Origin of the sequence: Mesorhizobium comanense (assembly GCF_005503535.1) — a bacterium.
Taxonomy (GTDB): domain Bacteria; phylum Pseudomonadota; class Alphaproteobacteria; order Rhizobiales; family Rhizobiaceae; genus Mesorhizobium; species Mesorhizobium comanense.
Map to the genome: position 1 here is coordinate 148,437 of NZ_SCNN01000006.1, position 21,477 is coordinate 169,913.

Here is a 21,477-nt window from a genome sequence, read left to right on the forward strand (position 1 = left end):
GGCGATAGTAAAGCCTATTCCTCGGCGTCGACGCGCTGCAGGATCGCGCGATAACGGCCGCACACGTCTGCATCCCTGTAGAAGTCCACTTCCGCGGCAACGATCTCCTCAAGACGCAGTCCGGGATATTGGGCTTTGGCTTTTGCCAGGGCGTCTTTCGCGGGCCTGATTTCGCCGAGTTCAAAATGGCAGATGGCGAGCCTGATGAGCGACCATCGCGGCACGGCAGCCATTTTCGCGTAGCAGGCAATTGCCTCGCTGTATCGTCCAGCCGTGGTCAGGATGATGCCGCGAAAGTCGTCATACCATCCCACGGCGTGTGGGTCGCGGCGCTGGGCTTCGTTTATTTCGACGAGCGCCTCATCTGGCCTGTCCGTGTAGTTGAGGAAAAGCGCACGGATGCTGAGAATGAACGGATCGTTTGGATTGAGCGCAACCGCACGGTCGAGACTGATTTCAGCCTGCCTGAATTGGCGCAGATACAACAGAGCAAAGCCGGTGGCGAGATGGCCGTACGCCTCGTCGGGGTCGAGCTGCAACGCGGTTTTTGCCATCTCCAGCGCGGGATGCAGATAATCCGGATTGTAGTAGACCCAGAAGAATTTGAGGGTCTCGACAACACCGAGCATGGCGTGGGCGGCGGCAAACCGCGGATCGAGCTTTACCGCCCGGCGCAGAAACGGTTCTGCTTCTTGCGCGGCGTCATAGACGGCTGCCAGTTGCAGGGCTCGCAGATAGAACTCATAGGCCGACATGTTGTCGGTCGGCCGGGCCCTGGCGCGCGACGCAATCGCGGTTCTGGCCTGTCGGGCAAGGCGGGCCGCAATCATCTGGGTGATTTCGTCCTGGATGGCGAAAATGTCGTCGAGTTCGCGGTCGTAGTGCTCGCCCCAGATGTGCGCTGTCGACGATGCGTCGATCAGCTGCACGGTGACCCGCACCCGGTTGCCGATCTTGCGCACGCTGCCTTCGACGACATACTGGACGCCGAGTTTCTTCGCCACCTCGACCAGATCATTCGCCTTGCCTCGGAACCGGAAGGAGGAGTTCCGCGCAATGACCAGGAATTCCCTGAACCTGCCAAGCTGGGTGATGATGTCTTCGGTTATCCCGTCGCTGAAATAGTCCTGTTCCGGGTCGCCGCTCATATTGTCGAGGGGAAGAATGGCGATGGACGGCCGGAGCGCCGCAGGCGCTTCTGATGCCGCCGCAACGGGCTTGGGGCCGGCATATTTGTAGCCGCGTCCGTGCACGGTAACGATCATCTCGGCCGGCAGCAGTTTTCGCAGCGCCGAAACGTGGACCTGGAGCGTGTTCTCCTCCACCACCACGCCGGGCCAGACCGCATCGAAGAGTTCGGTCTTGCCGACCACTTCGTCCGGCCGCTCCAATAATATGGCGAGGATGTCGAAGGATCGCGCCGAAAGCGCCACCGGCCCGTCGGGGCCAAGCAGCTGCCGTTCGGTGCCTTTCAGGCGAAAGTTCCCGAAATCCACGTCCATGTGCCAAAGCCCATCGCTCACCGGCAGGATAACCCAGGACCGTGCCGATGGCGAACTTCAGGACTGTTCAGGGTTGTTGAGGGCTTTTCAGGCCCGGGCCAAGGACCTGAGGGTAAAGCGGCGTCATCCTCACCTTGCAGGAGAGCGCCATGACCGACATGCCCACAAGCGCCCCGATCACCAGTCGCCATTCCAACTTGCAGCGCCTGAGCGTTCCGGTGCACAGAATCGCGGCATCGCTCATCGCCATGTCAGCTGTGCTCGGCGCCGCATTGAAAATGGCCTATGTGGAGCCATACACCGGTCAGGGTCGCCGGCCGCGGGCGCTTCCAGACGATGATCTCGAAGGTCGCGATCCAACCTGGTGAGCTGCTCAAGAGGCTTGCCGAGCTGCTTCGCCCGGAATGCCCCGGCGCATCGCTCGGCTGCGATCAAGCCGCGCGGGCTCGAAAGCGCCTGCGGCGCGATCGCCTGGCGAATCGACGCTCGATGGTCCTATTGACGCAAGGGCTCGGCCAACGCACGATCCTCACTTTCGGTGGCTGAAGGAGACCGTCGTGGCGGCACTGCGCCTCAATCACGTTTCCCTCCGTGTCCGCGATCTGGCTGCCAGCGCGAAGTTCTATCAGGATGCACTCCAACTGCCGGAGATTGCTTGTGGCGCAGGAAAGCCGAACATCCGCTGGTTCGGCCTTGGCGAGGGACAGTCGCTTCATCTGATCGAAGGTGATTTCGGCAAGACCTTCGTGACGATGTCGACGCATTTCTGCATCTCGACCACCGATTTCGCGCAGGCTTTGCAGCATTTAAGAAGCAAGGGTATCCCGTTCGGCAACCTTGCCGGAGAGATCGGCAAGGAGCACGTGAGGGCGGACGGACAGAGATCCGTCTATCTCAGGGATCCCGATGGTTACTGGATCGAGGTCAATGGCGACTATTAAATGGTGGGCAGCTCAGTAGCTGTTCAAATACCAGGCTCAGGGGAGCCGAGTTGATGCCGACTCGCCCGGAGTACCAAAAACCGCTTGGAAATCAGTCGGATGGAATGGCGCGCCCGAAGAGATTCGAACTCCTGACCCCCAGATTCGTAGTCTGGTGCTCTATCCAGCTGAGCTACGGGCGCGCATCAGGCCGTGTTTCCAACAGCCCCGCGATCCGATCCGAAGGACCGGCCGCGAATGTGTGCAGTTCCCTAACGACTGAATTTGCGAAAAGCAAGCCAATCCCGCAAAAGTTTTGTCATCGGCGTGTCACGCGGGGATATCGTGTCGAATCCGGCCAATGGGAAGGCGCTTGGTGCCCGTCCGCGATGAAGGGGCGTCAGGACGCCCAGGCCGTCAGGCCGGGCGGCGCAGGCTGCCGCGGGCCTGGTCGAGCCGCACCGGCTGGTCGGGAATGGTGACGGCGAAAGTGGTGCGCCCGCCGATCGATTCGACCAGCTCCACCGTGCCGCCATGCGCACGGATCAGCTCATGCGCGATCGCCAGGCCAAGTCCGGTGCCGCCGCTGCGCGCCGAGCCCCGGAACGCCGCGAACAGGTTCTCGCGCGCCTTGGGCGGCAGGCCGGGACCGGTGTCGGTGACGGTGACGCGGCTGACGCTGCCCATGCGCTCAGCCGACACCGCCAGCCGCCGCACCACGGCGCTCTCGGTGTCCGCCGCCATCGCCTGAACCGAGTTGCGGCACAGATTGGTCAGCACCCGGAACAGCTGATCGGAATCGGCATCAACCTCGAAAGCCGCCTCGACGGCATTGATGAACTCGATGCCCTCGTCGATGTCGAGCAGGCCGTGCACGTCCTCGACCAGCTGGCGCAGCCGCACCCTGCGGCGCGAGGGCGGCGGCTCCTGCGTGCGGCCGTAATGAAGCACGCCCTCCGAATAGGAGACGGCCCGGTCGAGCGCGCGCAGCAGCTTCGGCGCGAAGACCTGCACGGTCGGATCCTTGACCAGGCGAAGGCGGTCCGAAATCAGCTGCGCGGAGGCCAGGATGTTGCGCATGTCGTGATTGATCTTGGAGACCGCCAGGCCGAGATCGGCAAGGTGCTTCTGTTCGGAGAGCATCTTCTGCAGCCGCTCCTGCATCTGCGACAGTTCGCGTTCGGCAACGCCGATCTCGTCGGAGCGGTCGGCAGGATGGATGATCCGGCCGGGATCGTCCGGCGCCTCGGAGAAAGACAGCATCGACCGCGTCATGGTGCGGATAGGGCCGATCATGATCAGGTCGATCGCCGCATAGACCAGCATGGCGGTGAACAGCGAGATGAGCAGCGATACGAAGGCGACGTTGCGCGAATAGATGAGCATCGCCTTGCGCAGACTGTAGTCCGGCATGATCAGCTCGAACTCCTTGTCGCTGTCGCCGACCGGCCCGAAAACGCGCAGCATCCTGTCGCCGCCGAAAAACAGCGTGTCGAGCGCCCCGGTCATGCCCTTGACCATGCCGACGCTGGCCAGATCGATATGCTCGTCGACCTGCGGCGGCATGTCGGCCACCACCAGCAGCCGCGAGACGCCGCCGTCGCGCACCGCGATCGCCTTGGCGCCGATCGCCATCAGCACGTCGTTCTGGGCCGTGCGCGACAAGGAGGTGGACTCGCCCTGCACCAGCACGATCGACACGGCGGCAGCGGTGCTCAGCCGTTCCTTGAGCCAGCTCAGCCTGTAGCTGGCGATCCAAGGCAGGAAGATGAGCACTTCGGCCAGCAGCACGAAAACGATGGTCAGCAGCAGAAGTTTTGTCGAAAGGCCGCGCGACAGCGGCACCGAGCGCACGGAGGCTGGCGCCGTTCCGGTTCCTTCACCCGCTTGGCTGGCTTCGCTCATGCGACTCGATCTTCACAATCACTTGATCGGCCAACATTAGGCGATTACGACATTTTTGCCAATTTCATCCTTGGTCGGAAAAATTAATTCGCGGAAAGGTTCGCGCCAAAGCCGCGCCGGCGCCGGATTGACTTCCAAAAACCTTCTTTCTATAAGCCCGCTCACGCTCGGGCCATTCGTCCCGGCGCGGTTTCGATCGCGCCAAGCCGGCCCGGCAAAGCTCCTGTTACACAGTGACAGACACAAGAAGGGCCGCACCCCGCGGTATTAAAACAAATGAAGCGTACCTACCAACCGTCCAAACTCGTCCGCAAACGCCGGCACGGTTTCCGTGCCCGCATGGCCACCAAGGGTGGTCGTGGTGTCGTCGCAGCTCGCCGCAATCGCGGCCGCAAGCGGCTCAGCGCCTAAGCGAGACGAGATCGTTGCCCGCAACCGGCAAGCCATTGGGTCAAGCTCCCGAACGGCTTCTGAAACGCGCGGAATTCCTGGCCGTCCGCCGTGGTGAAAAGCGCCGCGGGCGGTTTTTCCTCGTCGAGGTCCTCGACCGCGGCGACGGCGGGTCGCCGCGCGTCGGCTTCACCGTCACCAAGAAGGTCGGCAACGCCGTTGTGCGCAACCGCGTCCGGCGGCGGCTGAAGGAAGCCGTGCGCGTCCATGCCGCCGATGACATGATGCCCGGCAATGATTATGTCATCGTCGGGCGCGATGATGCGCTGCGCGCCCCCTTCGGTCAGTTGAAGGCCGAACTCTCCCGCCGACTTCGCGGAACACGATAGGCCAAGGGCTCTCGATGGAAAACAACCGGAACTTCTTCATCACCATCGCGCTGTCGGTGCTGATCCTGACTTTGTGGCAGGTTTTCTACATGAACCCGCGCGTCGAGGCGCAGCGCGAGGCCGCCAAGGTCGAGCAGCAGCGTGTCGAGGAGCAGAAGAAGGCAGCCGATGCCGCCAATCCAGGCGCGGGAACACCGGCGCCGGGCACCATTCCCAACGCGCCTGGCGGCGATGCCGTCACCGCGGCCAGCCGTGATCAGGCGCTGGCTGCCTCGAAGCGCGTCAGGATCGACACGCCGAGCCTGGAAGGGTCGATCAACCTGACTGGTGCCAGGCTCGACGACCTCAAGCTCAAGCACTACACCGAGACCGTCGACAAGAATTCGCCCGAAATCGAACTGCTCAACCCGCAGGCGCTGCCCACCGGCTATTTCGCCGAGATCGGCTTTGTCGGCAACGACAAGACCGGCACGGTGCCGGGCGCCGAAACGGTGTGGAGCGTGGATGGCAACCCGACGCTCAGCCCGTCGACGCCGGTGACGCTCACCTACACCAACGACAAGGGCCTGACCTTCAAGCGCACCTTCTCGGTCGACAGCGACTACATGTTCACGGTCTCCGACACCGTGCAGAATTCAGGCTCCAGCGCGGTGTCGCTGTTCAATTACGGCCGCGTCACGCGCTACGACAAGCCGGCGGTGGCCAGCACCTACGTGCTGCACGAAGGCCTGATCGGCTTCACCGGCACGGAAGGCCTGCAGGAGCACAAATACGCGTCCGTCGAGAAGGACAAGCAGTACCAGCCCGGCAAGTCGACCGACGGCTGGCTGGGCATCACCGACAAATACTGGGCGGTTACGCTGGTGCCGACCGAGAAGCAGCCCTTCCAGCCGCGTTACGCCTATTTCGAGGACGGCCGCCACCGCTATCAGTCCGACTTCCTCACCGACGCCATCAATGTCGATGCCGGCCAGTCGGCGACGGTCGAGACCGAAATCTTCGCCGGCGCCAAGGAAGTCGCGAAGATCAACGCCTATGCCGAGGACCGCCACATCAAGCGGTTCGACCTCCTGATCGACTGGGGCTGGTTCCACTTCATCACCAAGCCGATGTTCTGGCTGATCGACACGCTCTACAAATTCCTCGGCAATTTCGGCCTGGCGATCCTCGCCACGACCGTCATCGTCAAGGCCATCTTCTTCCCGCTCGCCAACAAGTCCTACGCGTCGATGGCGAACATGAAGAAGGTGCAGCCCAAAATGCTGGAAATCCGCGAGAAATACGCGGACGACAAGATGAAGCAGCAACAGGCGATGATGGAGCTGTACAAGACCGAGAAGATCAATCCGCTGGCCGGCTGCTGGCCGGTGGCGCTGCAGATCCCGGTGTTCTTCTCGCTCTACAAGGTGCTCTATATCACCATCGAGATGCGGCACGCGCCGTTCTTCGGCTGGATCCACGATCTCGCGGCGCCGGATCCGACGTCGATCTTCAACCTGTTCGGTCTGCTGCCGTTCGCCGCGCCCGCCTTCCTGCCGCATATGGGCGCCTGGGCGGTGGTCATGGGCATCACCATGTTCCTGCAGATGCGCATGAACCCGGCGCCGCCGGATCCGACTCAGGCCGCGATCTTCACCTGGATGCCCGTCATCTTTACCTTCATGATGGGCAGCTTCCCCGCCGGCCTCGTCATCTACTGGGCCTGGAACAACACGCTGTCGATCCTCCAGCAGGGCGTGATCATGAAGCGCCAGGGCGCCAAGATCGAACTGTGGGACAATCTGGTGGCGATGTTTAGAAAGAAACCGTCACCGGCGGAATAGACTAGACCTCATTGAAAGCCCGGCCTGTCCGGGCTTTTTCTTTATCCGGATTTTCCGATCACGTTCCCGTGATCGGCGAAACTGTCGGCGCCCGCGTGGCGTGACTGCGTGTGCATTTCCAAAGGCTATCAATTCCGATCAGCCCTCACCCGGAGGAAGAACACATGCGCTTGCCCTCGCTCAGGATCATTGCCATTTCCGCTCTCGTCGCCGGTGCGACGTCGCTCGCTCCAGCCTATGCCAAGGACCCGATGGTCGGCGGCGCGGCGATGTACGCCAGCAAGAACATCATCCAGAACGCCGTCAACTCGAAGGACCACACGACGCTCGTCGCCGCCGTCAAGGCCGCCGGCCTGGTCGACACGCTGCAGGGCGCCGGGCCATTCACGGTGTTCGCGCCGACCAACGAGGCCTTCGCGGCCCTGCCCAAGGGCACCGTCGACACGCTGCTGAAGCCCGAGAACAAGGGCAAGCTCACCAAGGTGCTGACCGCGCATGTCGTGGCTGGCAAGATCTCGGGCGCCGAGATGATGAAGAAGGCCAAGGCGATGGGTGGCAAATACGAGATGAAGACCGTCTCGGGCGACACGCTCACCGCCGAGGTCAAGAAGGGCAAGCTCTACATCATGGACGAGTCCGGCGGCGAGGCCAGGGTGACGATCGCCGACGTCAACCAGTCGAACGGCGTCATCCACGTCGTCAACAAGGTGCTGTTGCCGAAGTAACGGCCTCCGGCGAAAGGGGACAAGGCAATTCCGTTGGGCTTTCTCGGTCTGCCGTCCCCGCCTCATGACGAGGTGCCACGTTTCTTGGGAAGCCGTACCGGCGAGGCCGGGGTCCTGTAGTCCCTCACAGGGCCCCGGTTTCCTTATGTGTACTTCGACCGGGCTCCCGCCCCGGCCCGTACATCACTCCATGACGGCGCTGTGGTCGACCTTGGCGGGCGTGCCCGGCTTGCGCAGCAGCAGCACCAGCGGGATCGCCGCCAGCGACAGGATCATCATCAGCTTGAAGTCGTTCATGTAGCTGATGATTGTCGCCTGGAGCGTCACCACGCCGTCCAGCGCGGCGCGGCCGGCGGCGGTGTAGGGATTAAATGCCTGCGCGATCGCCGGATCGTGAAACGCCTGGTTGAAGGGCGTGACATAGGCCGCGATGTTGGCGTGGTTGATCTGCACGTTCTGCGTCAGCAGCGCGGTGACCACCGATATGCCGACGCTGGAGCCGATGTTGCGCGACAGATTGTAGAGCCCGGTGCCTTCCGCGCGCCGCTCGGGCGCCAGCGTGGCGAAGGTTATGGTGGTTAGCGGCACGAACAGGAAGCCGAGCCCGGCGCCCTGGATGAAGCCGGTTGAGATGATCGTCCATTGCGAGACATCGGGCGTCCAGCCGGTCATGTCGTACATCGCCCAGGCGGTGACCAGCAGACCGGTCAGCAGCAGCCAGCGCGTATCGACCTTGCCGACCAGCCTGCCGACCAGGAACATGCAGGCCATCGTGCCGAGGCCGCGCGGGCCCATGACGATGCCCGCCGTCACCACCGGGTAGCCCATCAGCGTCTGCAGATAGGGCGTCATCAGCGCCAGCGAGGCCAGATAGGTGATGCCGATGATGAAGATGAAGACCATGCCGACAGCGAAATTCCGGTCAAGGAACAGCCGCGGATTCACGAAGGTGTTCTTGGCGGTGAAGGTGTGGACGAGGAAGATGTAGAAGGCCGACGCGCAGATCAGCGCCTCGACGATGATCTCGGATGAGGAGAACCAGTTGAGCTGTTCGCCGCGATCGAGGAACATCTGCAGTGCCGCGATGGTGATGCTGAGCATGCCGAAACCCAGCCAGTCCAGCCGCGCCTTGAAGTCGAGCTTCGTTTCCAGCACGTAAAGCGACACGCCGGCGAAAGCCAGCGCGCCGATCGGCACGTTGATGTAGAACACCCAGCGCCAGCTGACGTTTTCCGTCAGCCAGCCGCCGATGACCGGCCCCAGCACCGGTCCGACCATCACCGAGACGCCGAACAAAGCCATCGCCGAGCCGCGTTCCTCGACACTGTAGATGTCGAGCAGGATGCTCTGCGACAGCGGCACGAGCGCCGCGCCGAACAGCCCTTGCAGCAGGCGGAAGCCGACGATCTGCGGCAGCGATTGCGCGAAGCCGCACAGCACCGAGGCGACGACGAAGCCGGTGATCGAGGTCAACAGGATGCGCTTGCGGCCGAAGCGATTGGCCAGGTAGCCCGATGGAGGCGTCATCACCGCCGCCGCCACGATGTAGGAGGTCAGCACCCAGTTGATCTGGTCGGCGCTGGCCGAGACGCTGCCCTGGATATAGGGCAGCGCGACATTGGCGATGGTGGTGTCCAGCGCCTGCATGATGACGGCCAGGATCACGCAGGCGGTGATGGCGCCGCGATTGGCGACCACCGCTGTGGCACCTGTCGCGGACGCGCTGGTCATGACTTTTGCTCGAATCGCTTGACGAGGTTGGTGATGAAGTCCGGCAGACCGCGCGCATGTCCGGTGTCGACGTCGACCACGACGCTCATGCCGCCGCGCAGCGGCGGCTTGCCCGCGGGGTCCTCGATGGTCACGCGCATCGGGATGCGCTGCACCACCTTGACCCAGTTGCCGGTGGTGTTCTGCGCCGGCAGCAGCGAGAAGCTCGACGAGGACGCGGGGCTGATCGAGGCAACCGTGCCGTGCCAGACGGCGCCGGGATAGGTGTCGACGCTGATCGTCGCCGTCTGTCCCGGCCGCACATAGGTGAGCTCGGTTTCCTTCGGCTCCGCCGCGATCCATAGATCGGTCGACGAAACCAGGCTGAAGGCCGGTTGCGAGGCCGGCAGATACTTGCCGACCTGCAAGGCGTCGACATTGGTCACGATGCCGTCGAACGGCGCCTTGACCACGGAATCGGCAAGGTTGCGCTGCGCATCGTCGACGCCCGACTGCGCCTGCAGGTAGAACGGGTTCTTCTCCACCGGCTGGTCGGCGTCGCCGCCGAGCTGGGCCAGCATCGCCTGCGCCTGTGCCTTGGCGACGGACACTTTCTGGCGCGCGGCGACAAGATCGTGCTGGGCGCTGTCGAACGTCGCCTTCGATGCGGTCGACGTTTTGAGCAGGTCCTGCTGCCGCTGGAAGGCGGCTTCGTAATAGGGAATGTCGGCCTCAGCCTGCTCGATCTGCGACAGCGACTGCTGGTAGCTGGCCTGCAAGGTCAGCACCTGGTTGCGCACCGTGCCGAGCTGGGCCTGGGCGGCCGCGAGAGCGGTTTCGAACGAGGCCGGCCGCAGGCGAAACAGCACGTCGCCCTTCTTCACCGCCTGGTTCTCGTGCACGTCGATTTCCTGCACCGTGCCGGAAACATCCGTGGAGACGCCGAGCGACTGGGCCTGGATGTAGGCGTTGTCGGTCGTCATCACCTGGCCGCCGATGACATAGTAGTAGCCGCCGACAACCAGCGCGACGGGAAGCAGGGCGAACAGCAACGGCCGCGCCAGACTGCGCTTCGGCTTGCTCGGGGCCGCGGCGGGAGCGGCGACGGCGGCGGGGGGCGGCAGTGGCTGCGGTTCCCTGGTGGGGGCTTCGAGCCCCGCGGGCTCGGGCGCCACCGGCGTTTCCAGCTCGTCCTTGTCGATGACGACATTGGCCCGCCGCTGCTCGCGTTCGCTGTCCAGCCGGATGACCTGGTCGCTGGCTCTTTCGCCGGCAATGTCCTCGCCGGGCTTTCTTGGTGAGGTTGATTCAGACATGGATGTTCTCCCGGTCGACGGCTGGCTGGGTGCAGGCCGCGAGCAGATTGGATTTGATGAGGCTTAGGGTCTGCAGCAGGTGCTGCTGTGTTTCGGACGAAAGGCCGGCGAAGGCCTCGTCGCGTGTCTTGCTGCCATTGCCGCGCATGATCTCGAGCAGCGGATAGGCCTTCGGGGTCAGGTAAAGCAGCCAGGCCCTGCGGTCGGCGGGGTCGGGCCGGCGTTCGATGAGGCCGCGCGCCTCCATCTTGTCGAGCAGCCTGGCAAGCGTGATCGGCATGATCTCGATCAGGTCGGCGAGCTTGTTCTGATGGATGCCTTCATGCAGCGCAAGATAGGCCAGTGCCTGCCATTGGGCCCGGGTCAGTCCCGATGCGCGCGATCTTTGCTCGAACCGCTTTCTAAGCAGGCGCGCGACGTCGTGCAGCACGAAGCTGATATTTGGGGAGGAGGGCATTGCGGGAGATCGGGATCTGGGAGCAACTTTTCGTGAGCATGCTTATTATCATCATGCACATAATCCCGCTGGACGGCTTGCGCAAGACGGCTTAAGTCGCATGGGCGAAAAATCGCATGGGCCACGGCACCGCGAAGGCGGCCCGGGGCGTCTATCCGCCGGCAAGGATTTCGACGATGAACTGGATCAGGATCGCGGTCGTCACCGCCCTCGCGGGATGCCCGGCCGTGGCGGTGGCGAAGGATGCCGTCAGCTGCGGCGGTGCTGCCATGCTGGGTGGCGCGCAGCTCAACTGCAGCCATGTCGAACCCAAGGCACCGCCGCAATTCTGCACGTTTAGCTGGGATCTGCATACGGTTGCGGGAGATCAGAAGGTCGTCGAAGGCACCTTCATGCTGCCGCCGGGAGCGTCGAATGTTCAGGTCTATCAGGGCAGCGGGTTCGACAGTGCGCTGTCCAATCCGATCGTGATCTGCCGCGGCAACAAATGAGCTTGCCGGCCTGGAAAGGCTCGCTCACCGGCCGATTGGTGCTATAGGGCGGATCACGTTATTTTGACCTGGAGCTCCGTTACGGATGCGCCTGTCGACCAACTTTCGGACGAACCGACATGGATGGACCCAACTCCGGCATCAAGCACCCGATCCCGATGCACCCGCGCGTCGGCTTCCTGAAGCCGCTGGTCACCGCTCCGAATATCGAGATCGGCGATTTCACCTATTATGACGATCCGGATGGACCGGACAAATTCGCTGAAAAATGCGTGCTGCATCATTATGAATTCATCGGCGACAGGCTCGTCATCGGCAAGTTCTGCGCCATCGCCGAAGGCGCGCGCTTCATCATGAACGGCGCCAACCACGCCATGTCGGGCTTTTCGACCTATCCGTTCAACATTTTCGGCCATGGCTGGGAGAAGGGTTTTGATCCCGCGACATGGTCGAAGGAGGTCCGCGGCGACACGGTGGTCGGCAATGATGTCTGGATCGGCATGGAGGCGGTGATCCTGCCGGGCGTGGAGATCGGCCATGGCGCCATCGTCGCCGCCAAATCGGTGGTGACGCACGACGTGCCGCCCTACGCGATCGTCGCCGGCAACGCGGCCAAGGTGGTCAAGACGCGTTTCGACGACAGGACGGTCAGGCGGCTGCTGGCGCTTGCGTGGTGGGACTGGCCGGTGGACAAGATAGGCCGCAATCTCGATGCCATCAGGGGCGCCGACATCTCTCTTCTGGAGGCAGCAGTTTGAACGTTCCCAACAGCACCGCGATCGGCACCGATCTCTTCACGCGCGGATGGATCTTCATCCGCGGCGTGCCGGCCATGAAGTTCCTGCCGCCGGAAGGACCGCCGGAGATAGCCTTTGCCGGTCGTTCCAATGTCGGCAAGTCGTCACTCATCAACGCGCTGGTCGGCCAGAACGGCCTTGCCCGCACATCGAACACGCCCGGCCGGACGCAGGAACTCAACTATTTCGTGCCCGGCGGGTTTTCGGGCGAGGGCGCCGACCTGCCGCCGATGGCGCTGGTCGACATGCCGGGCTACGGCTACGCCAGCGCGCCCAAGGAAAAGGTCGACGATTGGACGAAGCTGGTCTTCGACTATCTGAAGGGCCGCGTCACGCTGAAGCGCGTCTATGTGCTGATCGATGCCCGTCACGGCATCAAGGCCAAGGACGACGAAGTGCTGTCGCTGCTCGACAAGGCGGCCGTGTCCTACCAGATCGTGCTGACCAAGACCGACAAGATCAAGGCCGCCGGCGTGCCGAGGCTGATCGAGGAGACGCTGGCCAAGATCAAGAAGCGACCGGCGGCGTTTCCCTTCGTCCTGGCGACGTCGTCGGAAAAAGCCAATGGCCTCGAAGAGTTGCGGGCCGCGATCGTGCTGGCGGCCAACGGCGGGTGAATTCAGCCATCGGCGCTGAACTGGCCTCGACCAGCCAGGCCTACGCCTTCGCCTCCAGCGCGATCATCTGGTGGCGTTCTTCCTCCGCGAGCGCTTCGGTGCCGTAGGCCTTCAGGAACATGTCGACGCCCGACCTCACGATGTGATCGATCTCGTCCTGGGTCGGAGCCTTGGTGCGATAGGCGAAGATGCACTGCCGGAACAGGCCGGCCAGGCAAAGTTCGGTAAACTGGTAGGCGGCGAGATCGACATCGTCGATCTTCAGCATGCCGCGTTCAATGGCGGCGTTGAGGAACGTCACCACCTTGTCGTGGCCGCGTTTCGGGCCGCGCTCGTAAAACCGGGCTCCCATGTCGGGGATCCTGTCGGAGGCGCCGATCACCGTGCGCTGTGCCTGGATGACCTTGGCCGAGGTGATCTTCATGGACAGCACCTTGCCGAACTTCACCAGCGTCTGGCGCAGGTCGTCGGCGCGGTCCAGCATGTCGTACATGTTCTTGAAGATGGTGCCGCGCTCTTCCTCGATCAGCGCTTCGAACAGCTCTTCCTTGTTGGCGAAGTAGACATAGATCGTGCCCTTCGACACGCCGGCCTCGCGGGTGATGTCGTTCATCGAGGCGGCCTCGAAGCCCTTGTCGATGAAGACGCGGCGGGCGCCGTCGATGATCTGGCTGCGCTTGGCCGGGTCCTGTCCGGCCGCGGGGCGGCCGCGGCGCAGGCTCTCCAGCAAGTCGTTGCATTTGTCGGTTTCAGTGTCAGGCGTCGTCTCGGCCATGAAAGTCACACCTCGAAAATAATTCGAACCAACCGGTTCGATTGCTCTTGATATGGGCTTCTTTCCGCGCTATGTCAACGCCCGGATCGAACCGAACGGTTCAGTATTATAATTTTAGAGAGATGTCATGTCCTCGAACGCGCCAACCACCGCAGAAGTCCGCCCCTTCCCCAACGCCAAGGTCGCACCGGCGACGGAAGCGCCGGAGATTCCCGTGCAGCCGGTCGTCGCGCCGCCGCCCGCGGCTGAGGCGCCGGCAAAGAAGAAGCGTTCCGTTCGCTCCTTCCTGTTGCCGATCATCGGCCTTGCCTTGCTCGGCGGCGCTGCCTGGTATGGTTATGACTACTGGACCACTGGCCGCTTCATGATCTCGACCGACGACGCCTATGTCCAGGCCGACATGGCGTTCGTCTCGCCAAAAATTTCCGGCTATGTCGACCAGGTGCTGGTCAGCGAGAACCAGCAGGTCAAGGCGGGCGATCCGCTGCTGACCATCGATTCCGGCGACTACAAGATCGCCGTCGCCCAGGCCGAGGCGCAGATCGCTACGCTGGCGAAGACGCTCGACCGCATCGACGCGCAGACCAAGGCGGCGGAGGCTTCGCTGAAGCAGGCGCAGGCCCTGAAGGTCGCCGACCAGGCAGCGGCCGACAATGCCGCCCGCGCCCAGCAGCGCGCGGCACAGCTGGTAAAGACGCATGTCGGCACGCAGGCGCAGCTCGACGACGCCCAGACGGCGCTCGACCAGGCCAATGCCGCGCTCGTCGGAGCCGACGCCCAGATCGCCGCCGCGCAGGCCAATATCGGCGTGCTCGAGGCCCAGCGCGCCGAATCCGCCAGCACGCTGGCTTCTTTGCAGCTCAACCGCGACAAGGCTGCCCGCGACCTCGCCTTCACGGTGCTCAAGGCGCCCTACGATGGTGTCGTCGGCAACCGTTCGGTCGAGCAGGGCGACCTCGTCAGCCCCGGCCAGAAGCTCGCCGTCGTCGTGCCGATGGACAAGCTCTACATCGTCGCCAACTTCAAGGAGACGCAGCTTGCCCGGCTGGTTCCTGGCGAAAAGGTCGACATCTCGGTCGATGCCATCGACGGCAAGCCCATCCAGGGAACCGTTTCCTCGCTGGCGCCGGCCTCGGGCGCGGTGTTCTCGCTGCTGCCGCCCGAAAACGCCACCGGCAACTTCACCAAGGTGGTGCAGCGCGTCCCGGTCCGCATCGACGTTCCGGCCGATGCGCTGAAGACCGGCAAGCTGCGCGCGGGTCTCAGCGTCGTCGTCGCCGTCGACAGCCGCACCGCGCCTGCCGCCACGAGCAACTAAGCGTTTCAAGGGGGGCGGCGCGGTGGCTGATTGAGCACCGTGCCGCCCAGCCTGCCTCAGGGAGGCCGATGAAATGGCAACCGCCACCATAACAGCAGGATCGCCGCCCAAGGCGCCGGCGATGCCGGCCGCGCCGGACACGATCTCGACCCGGCGCGTCATCGCCTTCCTGGCGATGGTTTTCGGCATGTTCATGGCCATCCTGGACATCCAGATTGTCTCAGCCTCGCTGGCCGAGATCCAGGCCGGCCTCAGCGCCAGCTCGGATGAAATTCCCTGGGTGCAGACGGCCTATCTGATCGCCGAGGTGGTGATGATCCCGCTGTCGGGCTTCCTCAGCCGGATGCTCTCCACGCGCGTGTTGTTCACCATCGCCGCCGCCGGCTTCACCGCCGCGTCCGCTTTGGCCGCGACGGCGACCAACATCGACCAGATGATCGTCTACCGCGCCGTCCAGGGTTTCATCGGTGGCGGCATGATCCCCAGCGTCTTCGCCGCCGCCTTCACCATTTTTCCGCCTTCGAAGCGCGCCGTCGTCTCGCCGATGATCGGCCTTGTCGCGACCCTGGCGCCGACCATCGGCCCGACGGTCGGCGGCTACATCAGCCACGCCTTTTCATGGCACTGGCTGTTCCTGATCAATGTCGTGCCCGGTATCCTGGTGGCGACCGCCGCCTGGTCGCTGATCGACTTCGACAAGCCCAATCTCAAGCTGTTCAACAAGTTCGACTGGTGGGGCCTTGCCGGCATGGCTGCCTTCCTGGGCTGCATGGAGTATGTGCTCGAGGAAGGCCCGAACAATGACTGGCTGCAGGATCAGGCCGTGTTCATCTGCGCCGTCGTCATGACCGTCGGTGCGGTGCTGTTCTTCTGGCGTGTCTTCACCGCCGAGGAGCCGATCGTCGACCTCAGGGCCTTCAGCAACATCAACTTCGCCTTCGGGTCGTTGTTTTCCTTTGTCATCGGCATCGGCCTCTACGGCCTCACCTATCTCTATCCGGTGTTCCTCGGGCGCATCCGCGGCTACGATTCCATGATGATCGGCGAGGCGCTGTTCGTCAGCGGCCTGGCCATGTTCCTCACCGCGCCGATCTCGGGCATCCTGTCGAGCAAGATGGACCTGCGGCTGATGATGATGATCGGCCTGTTCGGCTTCGCCACCGGAACCTGGTGGATGACGCATCTGACCGCCGACTGGGATTTCTACGAGTTGCTGATCCCGCAGATCCTGCGCGGCTGTTCGATGATGCTGTGCATGGTGCCGATCAACAACATCGCGCTCGGCACGCTGCCGCCCGACCGGTTGAAGAATGCGTCGGGCCTGTTCAACCTCACCCGCAACCTCGGCGGTGCCGTTGGCCTGGCGCTCATCAACACGGTGCTGATCGACCGCAATGCCTTCCACTACGCCCGGCTCGCCGAGCACGTGCAGTGGGGCAGCGCCGCCGCGCAGACCAAGCTCCAGAACATGACGTTGAACTTCGAGCAGACCACCGGTCTCGATGCCACGAGCGCCGCCATCTCCAAGCTGTCGGGCATGGTCCAGCAGCAGGCGGCGCTGCTGTCCTTCATGGACGTGTTCTACCTGTTGACCGTGCTGTTCGGCACGCTGGGATTCTTCACCATGCTGATCAAGAAGCCGGGAGCGCCAGCCGGTGGCGGAGGCGGCGGCCACTGATCCGAAGGATACGTGGGCAGCGGTTTCGGGAAGCTCCTCCAGTCCACGCCCGAAAAAGGCTGACCGCGCAAAAAACTCCGGGCCGCAAGGCCCGGAGTTTTTCATTGGGATTAAGGCTGTCAGGCCGTAGCGGGCTTGAAGGTCAGTGCCACGCCGTTGATGCAGTGGCGCAGCCCGGTAGGCGCCGGACCATCGTCGAAGACGTGGCCGAGATGGCCACCGCAGCGACGGCAATGCACTTCGGTGCGGGTCATTCCCAGCGAGCGGTCCTCGGTCTTGCCGATGCCGTTGGCGATCTCCTGCCAGAAACTCGGCCAGCCGGTGCCGGAATCGAACTTCGTCTCCGAGGGATAGACCGGCAGATCGCATCCGGCGCAGGCGAATATGCCCTTGCGGTGTTCGTTAAGCAGCGGGCTCGTGCCGGGATATTCCGTGCCCTCCTTGCGCAGCACGTCGAAGGCGGCCGGCGACAGAATGGCCTTCCACTCGTCGTCGGTCTTGGTGATCTCGAATTTTTCGGCGGCCTGCGCCGGCTGCGGGCCGCCCATGCGCATTATCATTGCGGCGGCCCCGACAACGCCGATCGCGGCGGCCCCGCTCAAAAGCAAGTCACGACGGTTCATAACCGGTTCCTCCTGTCGTCTCTTTTGCCAAACCAGACCGCCACCCGAAAATCAAAAGCCGGTGACGGTGGCCCTGAAACGATGCTCCGCGCCGTCCCCCATGGACGGCGCGGAGCATGCGTGTCGATTGCAAGTTCACGGGGAGCGGGACCAGGCAACCGACAGAGCTCTTGCTGCAGGTTCGGATGCGGCAAGCGCTTTGTTACGCCTTCAGCCTTATCACATCTTCGGGAGCAGGACCTTGTCGATGACGTGGATGACGCCGTTGGACTGCTCGACATCGGCGATCGTCACATTGGCGACATTGCCGTTCTCGTCGGTGACCGTGACCTTGCCGCCATCGGCCTTCAGCGACAGCTCGCAGCCGCCGACCGTCTTGACCTTGTGCGTGCCGCCGTCGGCCTTGGCCATCGCGGCGACATCGGCGGCCATCGCCTTGGCGCCGATGACATGGCAGGTCAGGATCTTGACCAGCTTGTCCTTGTTCTCGGGCTTGAGCAGCGTGTCGACCGTTCCGGCCGGCAGTGCGGCAAAGGCCTCGTTGGTCGGCGCGAAGACGGTGAACGGACCAGGACCCTGCAAGGTCTCGACCAGGCCTGCCGCCTTGACCGCGGCCACCAGCGTCGTGTGGTCCTTCGAGTTGACGGCATTCTCGACGATGTTCTTGTTGGCATACATGGCGGCACCGCCGACCATCGGGTTTTCGGCATAGGCAGCCGTGGCAAGCGCGGAGACAGCGATCGTACCGGCGAGCAAAAGGGTGGCGAACTTGCGCATAATGTCAGACTCCTCGGGTTTTTCTCTTCCCATCTTCGGGGACGGACAAGATACGGAACACGAATGCGTGAGTTTCAGAACATATCGCCGATTTGTATTTTATTTATCCACTAAGGCGATTTCGTTTGTCGTGATACGGTTTGCCGGCGTATGTTTCATACGAGCATATGCACTCGCAGATATACTTTATCTGTTCTGTGGGTAATTTAGCGTGTGGCGGGGCGCTCAGATGCTCTTCAGATCGCCGGCGGCGACAACCGGTCCGGTGGGCTGGCCTGTCGGCGAGCCGCCGGCCGGCTCGAGACTGACGGCCAGGACGGCGCCCTGGGCCAGTTTCTGCTGCGCCGCCGGCGAGACGACGATCCGCGCGGTCGATCCTGCCGGGATGACGCCCATCGAGACCGGCGCGTTCTTGCCTTCGATCATCCAGAGCTCGAAGTCCTTGCCGGATGCGCGCTCGCCCGAAACATGCGACAGGGCAACCTCGTGATGCGCGGCATCGTAGACGGCGAGATATTTGACATCGCTGCCATCGGCCGCCAGCGAAGCGACAAGGCGCGTCTGCGGCAGCACGGCCGGCGGGTTGAGGTAGGGCACGGCAATGTAGATCGCGAGGGCCGCGACGGCTGCAGCCGCGAGACCGCGCCAGAAGGCGAGACTGGACCACAGGCCGGCGCGCTGCCCGGCGGGAGCGGCCGTGGTGGATGAAAACAACCGGCGGTCGATCGCGGGCTTTACCGTGGCCGGCGGCTCGATTTCCGGATAGCCTGCGGCCAGCGGCGAGAGGTGAACCTCCCAGCCATCGACAAGCCGCGCGAAACCGGTCTCGGTGTCGATGCGCCTGGATGCGATCTGCCGTTCGTCCGTCGGCAGCACGCCCAGAACGTATTCGGCGGCGAACAGGTCGTCGCCTCCACGTTCCGGTCCGTTTTCCTCTGCCAGCGTCATCTTTCCAGACATTCTCTGAGTTTCATGAGGCTGCGGCGCAGCCACGTACGCATCGTGTTCAACGGCACGCCGTGGCGTTCCGCCAGTTCGGCATAACTTTCGCCCTTGAGATAAGCGCCCCGGACGGCCGCCGCCCGGTCCTTTTCCAGTTCGTCGAGGCAATGGTGGATGCGTTCGGACTCATCGCCCGCCACCACCATCGCTTCAGGTCCCGGCGCCGGATCGGCCACGTCGAGCGCGGCATCGATGTCGGCGGCCGGCTTGCGCCGCGCCCTGATGCGATCGATCGCGTGATTGCGCGCGATCGCCACCAGCCAGGAGATCGGACTGAGATCGGAAACAGCAAAACGGTCCGCCTTCGTCCATATCTTGACGAAGACTTCCTGCAAGGCTTCTTCCGCATCTCCCCGGTCGTTCAATACACGAAGGCAGACGCCGAAAAGTTTCGCGCTGGTCTGCCTGTACAGCAGATCGAACGCGGCCCGATCCTTCATCGAAGTCCGGACGATCAGCTTGGTGATGTCCTGCGGCGTCATGCAGGCAAATTAGGGTATTGCAATGTATTTGCAACGGCGGAAATCGCCTTGTGCACGCCTAAGCTTGGAAGCGTCCGTGGTCGCTCGCCATTTGCCAAGAGGATGGCCGCTGGCTAGCTTCGCCGATACCAACGGAGAGCGCTGATGTCGGTCGAACGGATCCTCTGGGAACAGGACGCAACCGGCCTCGCCGATCTGGTGCGCAAGGGTGAGTTGTCCCCCGTCGAACTGACCGACGCGGCGATCGCTCGCGCCGAGGCCACGAGGCCTGAGATCAATGCCACGGCCGAGCCGCTCTACGAGGCGGCACGGGCTCGGGCAAGGACGATGGACCGCTCGCTGCCGCTGGCCGGCGTTCCTTTCGCCGTCAAGGACCTCGGCATCGCCATCAAGGGCGTGCCCGTGCATGGCGGCAGCCGCATTCCCGCCTGGGTGCCGGATGTCAGTTCGGTGCTGGCCGAACGCTACTTGGCGGCCGGGCTGATCCCCATCGCAACCTCCACATCGCCCGAGCATGGGCTGCGGCTGATGACCGAATCGAAGGCCTTCGGCGTCACCCGCAATCCCTGGAACACCGGCCATACCACCGGCGGCTCATCCGGCGGCGCGGCCGCCCTTGTCGCCGCCGGCGTCGTGCCGGTGGCGCACGCCTCCGATGGCGGCGGTTCCATCCGCGTTCCGTCCGCCTGCAGCGGGCTTGTCGGCCTGAAGACCTCGCGCGGCCGCGTTCCGCTGTCGCCCCTGGTCAGCGAAGGCTGGTATGGCATGGTGGTCGATCACGCCGTCACCCGCTCGGTGCGTGATTGCGCGCTGCTGCTCGATCTGACCCACGGTCCCGATGCGTTGGCTCCTTACGCCGCGCCCGCGCCGAAAGGCTCATTTGCCGCCGCCGCGGCGCGCGATCCCGGCAGGCTCAGGCTCGCCGTCTACAGCAAATCGCCGCTTGGCCTGCCGGTCTCGGCCGAGACGCTCGCCGCGCTCGACACGGCTGTGGCGCTCGCCCGCGAGGGTGGCCATACGGTCGAGGAGATCGACCTGCCTTTCATCGGGCGCGACTTCTTCGCCGATTTCTGCAGGACGATTGCTTCGGCGGTCGCTGGCACGCTGCGGGCGGAAGCGTTGCGTGTTGGCCGTTCCGTTGCCGGCGACATCGAACGCGCCACGCGGGTGCTGGGCCGGTTGGGCGAAATGGTCTCGGCCGGCGACACCTATGCCGGCCTGCAGCGAATGCACGCCGCTTCGCGGCGGATGATCGCGGAAACCGCGCAATACGATGCCGTGCTGATGCCTGTTATCGCACACCCGCCGCTCGCCTGCGGCGCAATGGATCCGAAGGGCGCCGACGAGCTGATCGAGAATCTGCTCGACAAGCTTCATCTGACGCCCTTGCTGAAAGTGAAATCCTTGTTCGGCCAGCTGATGGACAAAAGCCTCTGGTTCACTCCTTGGCCCGCGATCCACAATGTCAGCGGCCAGCCGTCTATCGCGCTGCCGGTCCACGTCACCGATGCCGGCCTGCCGCTCGGCGTCCAGGCCGCCGGCCGCCCGGGCGACGAGGAGACGCTTTTGTCTTTCGCCGCGCAGATGGAAAAGCTTTCGGGATGGCTCGGCCGCAGGGCGCCCTTCATGGTTCCTTTGCGATGACGAGGCCGTGAGCGGTTCGAATATGACAGCAATGCCATTTGCGGCCCGCGCCAATTCCCGCTAAGACGCCGCCGTCTTTACCTGATGCATGTCGCCCCAAAGTGCCCAGCGGTTTGGGGCAACGACATGCATAAAC

General features: G+C 63.6%; 22 protein-coding genes and 1 tRNA gene. 12 read left to right on the plus strand and 11 right to left on the minus strand.

The window, feature by feature from the left end; genetic code table 11:
• Window positions 1–14: 14 nt before the first annotated feature.
• Window positions 15–1,502 carry a winged helix-turn-helix domain-containing tetratricopeptide repeat protein gene (locus FFS37_RS13025; RefSeq protein WP_137931364.1) on the minus strand — a complete coding sequence of 496 codons (1,488 nt, stop codon included), beginning with the start codon at window positions 1,500–1,502 and terminating at the stop codon, window positions 15–17.
• Window positions 1,503–1,651: 149 nt separating this feature from the next.
• Here FFS37_RS13025 and FFS37_RS13030 point away from each other — a divergent pair, with 149 nt between their 5' ends.
• On the plus strand, window positions 1,652–1,870 hold the full coding sequence (locus tag FFS37_RS13030) for a hypothetical protein (RefSeq protein WP_137931365.1): 219 nt from the start codon (window positions 1,652–1,654) through the stop codon (window positions 1,868–1,870).
• 189 nt (window positions 1,871–2,059) lie between these two features.
• The gene (locus tag FFS37_RS13035; protein ID WP_171026266.1) at window positions 2,060–2,443 is read left to right on the plus strand and encodes a VOC family protein; all 384 of its coding nucleotides are present in this window, start codon (window positions 2,060–2,062) and stop codon (window positions 2,441–2,443) included.
• A gap of 105 nt (window positions 2,444–2,548) precedes the next feature.
• On the opposite strand, the gene FFS37_RS13040 is transcribed toward FFS37_RS13035, so the two are convergent.
• Together FFS37_RS13040 and FFS37_RS13045 are read right to left on the minus strand one after the other, a co-directional pair.
• Window positions 2,549–2,625: transfer RNA gene (locus tag FFS37_RS13040), tRNA-Arg, on the minus strand.
• A 214-nt stretch (window positions 2,626–2,839) separates the two neighbouring features.
• Window positions 2,840–4,327: an ATP-binding protein gene (locus tag FFS37_RS13045; RefSeq protein ID WP_137931367.1), complete on the minus strand. Its 1,488-nt coding sequence runs from the start codon at window positions 4,325–4,327 to the stop codon at window positions 2,840–2,842.
• A gap of 276 nt (window positions 4,328–4,603) precedes the next feature.
• Between FFS37_RS13045 and rpmH the strand changes: the two genes are divergently transcribed.
• The 4 genes from rpmH to FFS37_RS13070 all read left to right on the plus strand — a co-directional run bounded on the left by rpmH (window position 4,604) and on the right by FFS37_RS13070 (window position 7,654).
• The gene (rpmH, locus tag FFS37_RS13055) at window positions 4,604–4,738 is read left to right on the plus strand and encodes a 50S ribosomal protein L34 (RefSeq protein WP_008833937.1); all 135 of its coding nucleotides are present in this window, start codon (window positions 4,604–4,606) and stop codon (window positions 4,736–4,738) included.
• A 14-nt stretch (window positions 4,739–4,752) separates the two neighbouring features.
• On the plus strand, window positions 4,753–5,106 hold the full coding sequence (gene rnpA / locus FFS37_RS13060; protein WP_137931368.1) for a ribonuclease P protein component: 354 nt from the start codon (window positions 4,753–4,755) through the stop codon (window positions 5,104–5,106).
• 14 nt (window positions 5,107–5,120) lie between these two features.
• The gene (gene yidC / locus FFS37_RS13065; protein WP_137931369.1) at window positions 5,121–6,929 is read left to right on the plus strand and encodes a membrane protein insertase YidC; all 1,809 of its coding nucleotides are present in this window, start codon (window positions 5,121–5,123) and stop codon (window positions 6,927–6,929) included.
• A gap of 164 nt (window positions 6,930–7,093) precedes the next feature.
• Window positions 7,094–7,654 (plus strand): fasciclin domain-containing protein, encoded by a 561-nt coding sequence (locus FFS37_RS13070; RefSeq protein WP_137931370.1) that lies wholly within the window; start codon window positions 7,094–7,096, stop codon window positions 7,652–7,654.
• A 183-nt stretch (window positions 7,655–7,837) separates the two neighbouring features.
• Here the strand turns inward: FFS37_RS13070 and FFS37_RS13075 are convergent, their stop codons facing one another.
• From FFS37_RS13075 to FFS37_RS13085, 3 genes are read right to left on the minus strand one after another with little or no spacing between them, the layout of a single operon-like run.
• Window positions 7,838–9,385 carry a DHA2 family efflux MFS transporter permease subunit gene (locus FFS37_RS13075; protein WP_137931371.1) on the minus strand — a complete coding sequence of 516 codons (1,548 nt, stop codon included), beginning with the start codon at window positions 9,383–9,385 and terminating at the stop codon, window positions 7,838–7,840.
• Window positions 9,382–10,680, minus strand: coding sequence for an HlyD family secretion protein (locus tag FFS37_RS13080; RefSeq protein ID WP_137931372.1), 1,299 nt, complete (start codon window positions 10,678–10,680; stop codon window positions 9,382–9,384). The genes FFS37_RS13075 and FFS37_RS13080 overlap by 4 nt, the downstream gene beginning before the upstream one ends.
• Complete coding sequence (locus FFS37_RS13085; protein ID WP_137931373.1) at window positions 10,673–11,137, minus strand: MarR family winged helix-turn-helix transcriptional regulator; 465 nt, start codon at window positions 11,135–11,137, stop codon at window positions 10,673–10,675. The genes FFS37_RS13080 and FFS37_RS13085 overlap by 8 nt, the downstream gene beginning before the upstream one ends.
• 116 nt (window positions 11,138–11,253) lie before the next feature.
• Between FFS37_RS13085 and FFS37_RS13090 the strand changes: the two genes are divergently transcribed.
• The 3 genes from FFS37_RS13090 (at window position 11,254) to yihA (ending at window position 13,042) form a co-directional block, all read left to right on the plus strand.
• On the plus strand, window positions 11,254–11,628 hold the full coding sequence (locus FFS37_RS13090; RefSeq protein WP_232375642.1) for a hypothetical protein: 375 nt from the start codon (window positions 11,254–11,256) through the stop codon (window positions 11,626–11,628).
• A 119-nt stretch (window positions 11,629–11,747) separates the two neighbouring features.
• Window positions 11,748–12,386: a CatB-related O-acetyltransferase gene (locus FFS37_RS13095; protein WP_137931374.1), complete on the plus strand. Its 639-nt coding sequence runs from the start codon at window positions 11,748–11,750 to the stop codon at window positions 12,384–12,386.
• Window positions 12,383–13,042: a ribosome biogenesis GTP-binding protein YihA/YsxC gene (gene yihA / locus FFS37_RS13100; protein WP_137931375.1), complete on the plus strand. Its 660-nt coding sequence runs from the start codon at window positions 12,383–12,385 to the stop codon at window positions 13,040–13,042. Before FFS37_RS13095 ends, yihA begins: the two co-directional genes overlap by 4 nt.
• A 40-nt stretch (window positions 13,043–13,082) precedes the next feature.
• On the opposite strand, the gene FFS37_RS13105 is transcribed toward yihA, so the two are convergent.
• Window positions 13,083–13,817: a TetR/AcrR family transcriptional regulator gene (locus FFS37_RS13105; protein WP_137931376.1), complete on the minus strand. Its 735-nt coding sequence runs from the start codon at window positions 13,815–13,817 to the stop codon at window positions 13,083–13,085.
• 127 nt (window positions 13,818–13,944) lie between these two features.
• Here FFS37_RS13105 and FFS37_RS13110 point away from each other — a divergent pair, with 127 nt between their 5' ends.
• Both FFS37_RS13110 and FFS37_RS13115 read left to right on the plus strand, forming a co-directional pair.
• Window positions 13,945–15,135 (plus strand): HlyD family secretion protein, encoded by a 1,191-nt coding sequence (locus FFS37_RS13110; RefSeq protein ID WP_137931377.1) that lies wholly within the window; start codon window positions 13,945–13,947, stop codon window positions 15,133–15,135.
• 73 nt (window positions 15,136–15,208) lie between these two features.
• A complete protein-coding gene (locus FFS37_RS13115; protein ID WP_137931378.1) occupies window positions 15,209–16,813 on the plus strand; it encodes a DHA2 family efflux MFS transporter permease subunit in 1,605 nt (534 codons plus the stop codon).
• A 119-nt stretch (window positions 16,814–16,932) separates the two neighbouring features.
• Here the strand turns inward: FFS37_RS13115 and msrB are convergent, their stop codons facing one another.
• From msrB to FFS37_RS13135, 4 genes are all read right to left on the minus strand, one after another.
• On the minus strand, window positions 16,933–17,436 hold the full coding sequence (msrB, locus tag FFS37_RS13120) for a peptide-methionine (R)-S-oxide reductase MsrB (protein WP_137931379.1): 504 nt from the start codon (window positions 17,434–17,436) through the stop codon (window positions 16,933–16,935).
• A gap of 219 nt (window positions 17,437–17,655) precedes the next feature.
• A complete protein-coding gene (locus FFS37_RS13125) occupies window positions 17,656–18,213 on the minus strand; it encodes a fasciclin domain-containing protein (protein ID WP_137931380.1) in 558 nt (185 codons plus the stop codon).
• Between the two features lie 225 nt (window positions 18,214–18,438).
• Window positions 18,439–19,161 (minus strand): anti-sigma factor, encoded by a 723-nt coding sequence (locus tag FFS37_RS13130; protein WP_137931534.1) that lies wholly within the window; start codon window positions 19,159–19,161, stop codon window positions 18,439–18,441.
• Complete coding sequence (locus tag FFS37_RS13135; RefSeq protein ID WP_027040874.1) at window positions 19,158–19,697, minus strand: sigma-70 family RNA polymerase sigma factor; 540 nt, start codon at window positions 19,695–19,697, stop codon at window positions 19,158–19,160. Before FFS37_RS13135 ends, FFS37_RS13130 begins: the two co-directional genes overlap by 4 nt.
• A gap of 144 nt (window positions 19,698–19,841) precedes the next feature.
• On the opposite strand from FFS37_RS13135, the gene FFS37_RS13140 reads away from it, so the two are divergent.
• Window positions 19,842–21,341 (plus strand): amidase, encoded by a 1,500-nt coding sequence (locus FFS37_RS13140; RefSeq protein WP_137931381.1) that lies wholly within the window; start codon window positions 19,842–19,844, stop codon window positions 21,339–21,341.
• The last annotated feature ends 136 nt before the right edge of the window (window positions 21,342–21,477 follow it).

Excerpts from the sequence above, each read along its gene's own strand:
- yidC (WP_137931369.1), top strand. The coding sequence starts at position 5,121 with ATGGAAAACAACCGGAACTTCTTCATCACCATCGCGCTGTCGGTGCTG.
- FFS37_RS13105 (WP_137931376.1), bottom strand. The coding sequence starts at position 13,817 with ATGGCCGAGACGACGCCTGACACTGAAACCGACAAATGCAACGACTTG.
- FFS37_RS13080 (WP_137931372.1), bottom strand. The coding sequence starts at position 10,680 with ATGTCTGAATCAACCTCACCAAGAAAGCCCGGCGAGGACATTGCCGGC.
- FFS37_RS13075 (WP_137931371.1), bottom strand. The coding sequence starts at position 9,385 with ATGACCAGCGCGTCCGCGACAGGTGCCACAGCGGTGGTCGCCAATCGC.
- FFS37_RS13070 (WP_137931370.1), top strand. The coding sequence starts at position 7,094 with ATGCGCTTGCCCTCGCTCAGGATCATTGCCATTTCCGCTCTCGTCGCC.
- rpmH (WP_008833937.1), top strand. The coding sequence starts at position 4,604 with ATGAAGCGTACCTACCAACCGTCCAAACTCGTCCGCAAACGCCGGCAC.
- FFS37_RS13090 (WP_232375642.1), top strand. The coding sequence starts at position 11,254 with ATGGGCCACGGCACCGCGAAGGCGGCCCGGGGCGTCTATCCGCCGGCA.
- FFS37_RS13135 (WP_027040874.1), bottom strand. The coding sequence starts at position 19,697 with ATGACGCCGCAGGACATCACCAAGCTGATCGTCCGGACTTCGATGAAG.
- msrB (WP_137931379.1), bottom strand. The coding sequence starts at position 17,436 with ATGAACCGTCGTGACTTGCTTTTGAGCGGGGCCGCCGCGATCGGCGTT.
- FFS37_RS13110 (WP_137931377.1), top strand. The coding sequence starts at position 13,945 with ATGTCCTCGAACGCGCCAACCACCGCAGAAGTCCGCCCCTTCCCCAAC.
- FFS37_RS13030 (WP_137931365.1), top strand. The coding sequence starts at position 1,652 with ATGACCGACATGCCCACAAGCGCCCCGATCACCAGTCGCCATTCCAAC.
- FFS37_RS13085 (WP_137931373.1), bottom strand. The coding sequence starts at position 11,137 with ATGCCCTCCTCCCCAAATATCAGCTTCGTGCTGCACGACGTCGCGCGC.
- FFS37_RS13115 (WP_137931378.1), top strand. The coding sequence starts at position 15,209 with ATGGCAACCGCCACCATAACAGCAGGATCGCCGCCCAAGGCGCCGGCG.
- FFS37_RS13130 (WP_137931534.1), bottom strand. The coding sequence starts at position 19,161 with ATGACGCTGGCAGAGGAAAACGGACCGGAACGTGGAGGCGACGACCTG.
- FFS37_RS13125 (WP_137931380.1), bottom strand. The coding sequence starts at position 18,213 with ATGCGCAAGTTCGCCACCCTTTTGCTCGCCGGTACGATCGCTGTCTCC.
- FFS37_RS13140 (WP_137931381.1), top strand. The coding sequence starts at position 19,842 with ATGTCGGTCGAACGGATCCTCTGGGAACAGGACGCAACCGGCCTCGCC.
- FFS37_RS13095 (WP_137931374.1), top strand. The coding sequence starts at position 11,748 with ATGGATGGACCCAACTCCGGCATCAAGCACCCGATCCCGATGCACCCG.
- FFS37_RS13045 (WP_137931367.1), bottom strand. The coding sequence starts at position 4,327 with ATGAGCGAAGCCAGCCAAGCGGGTGAAGGAACCGGAACGGCGCCAGCC.
- FFS37_RS13025 (WP_137931364.1), bottom strand. The coding sequence starts at position 1,502 with ATGGACGTGGATTTCGGGAACTTTCGCCTGAAAGGCACCGAACGGCAG.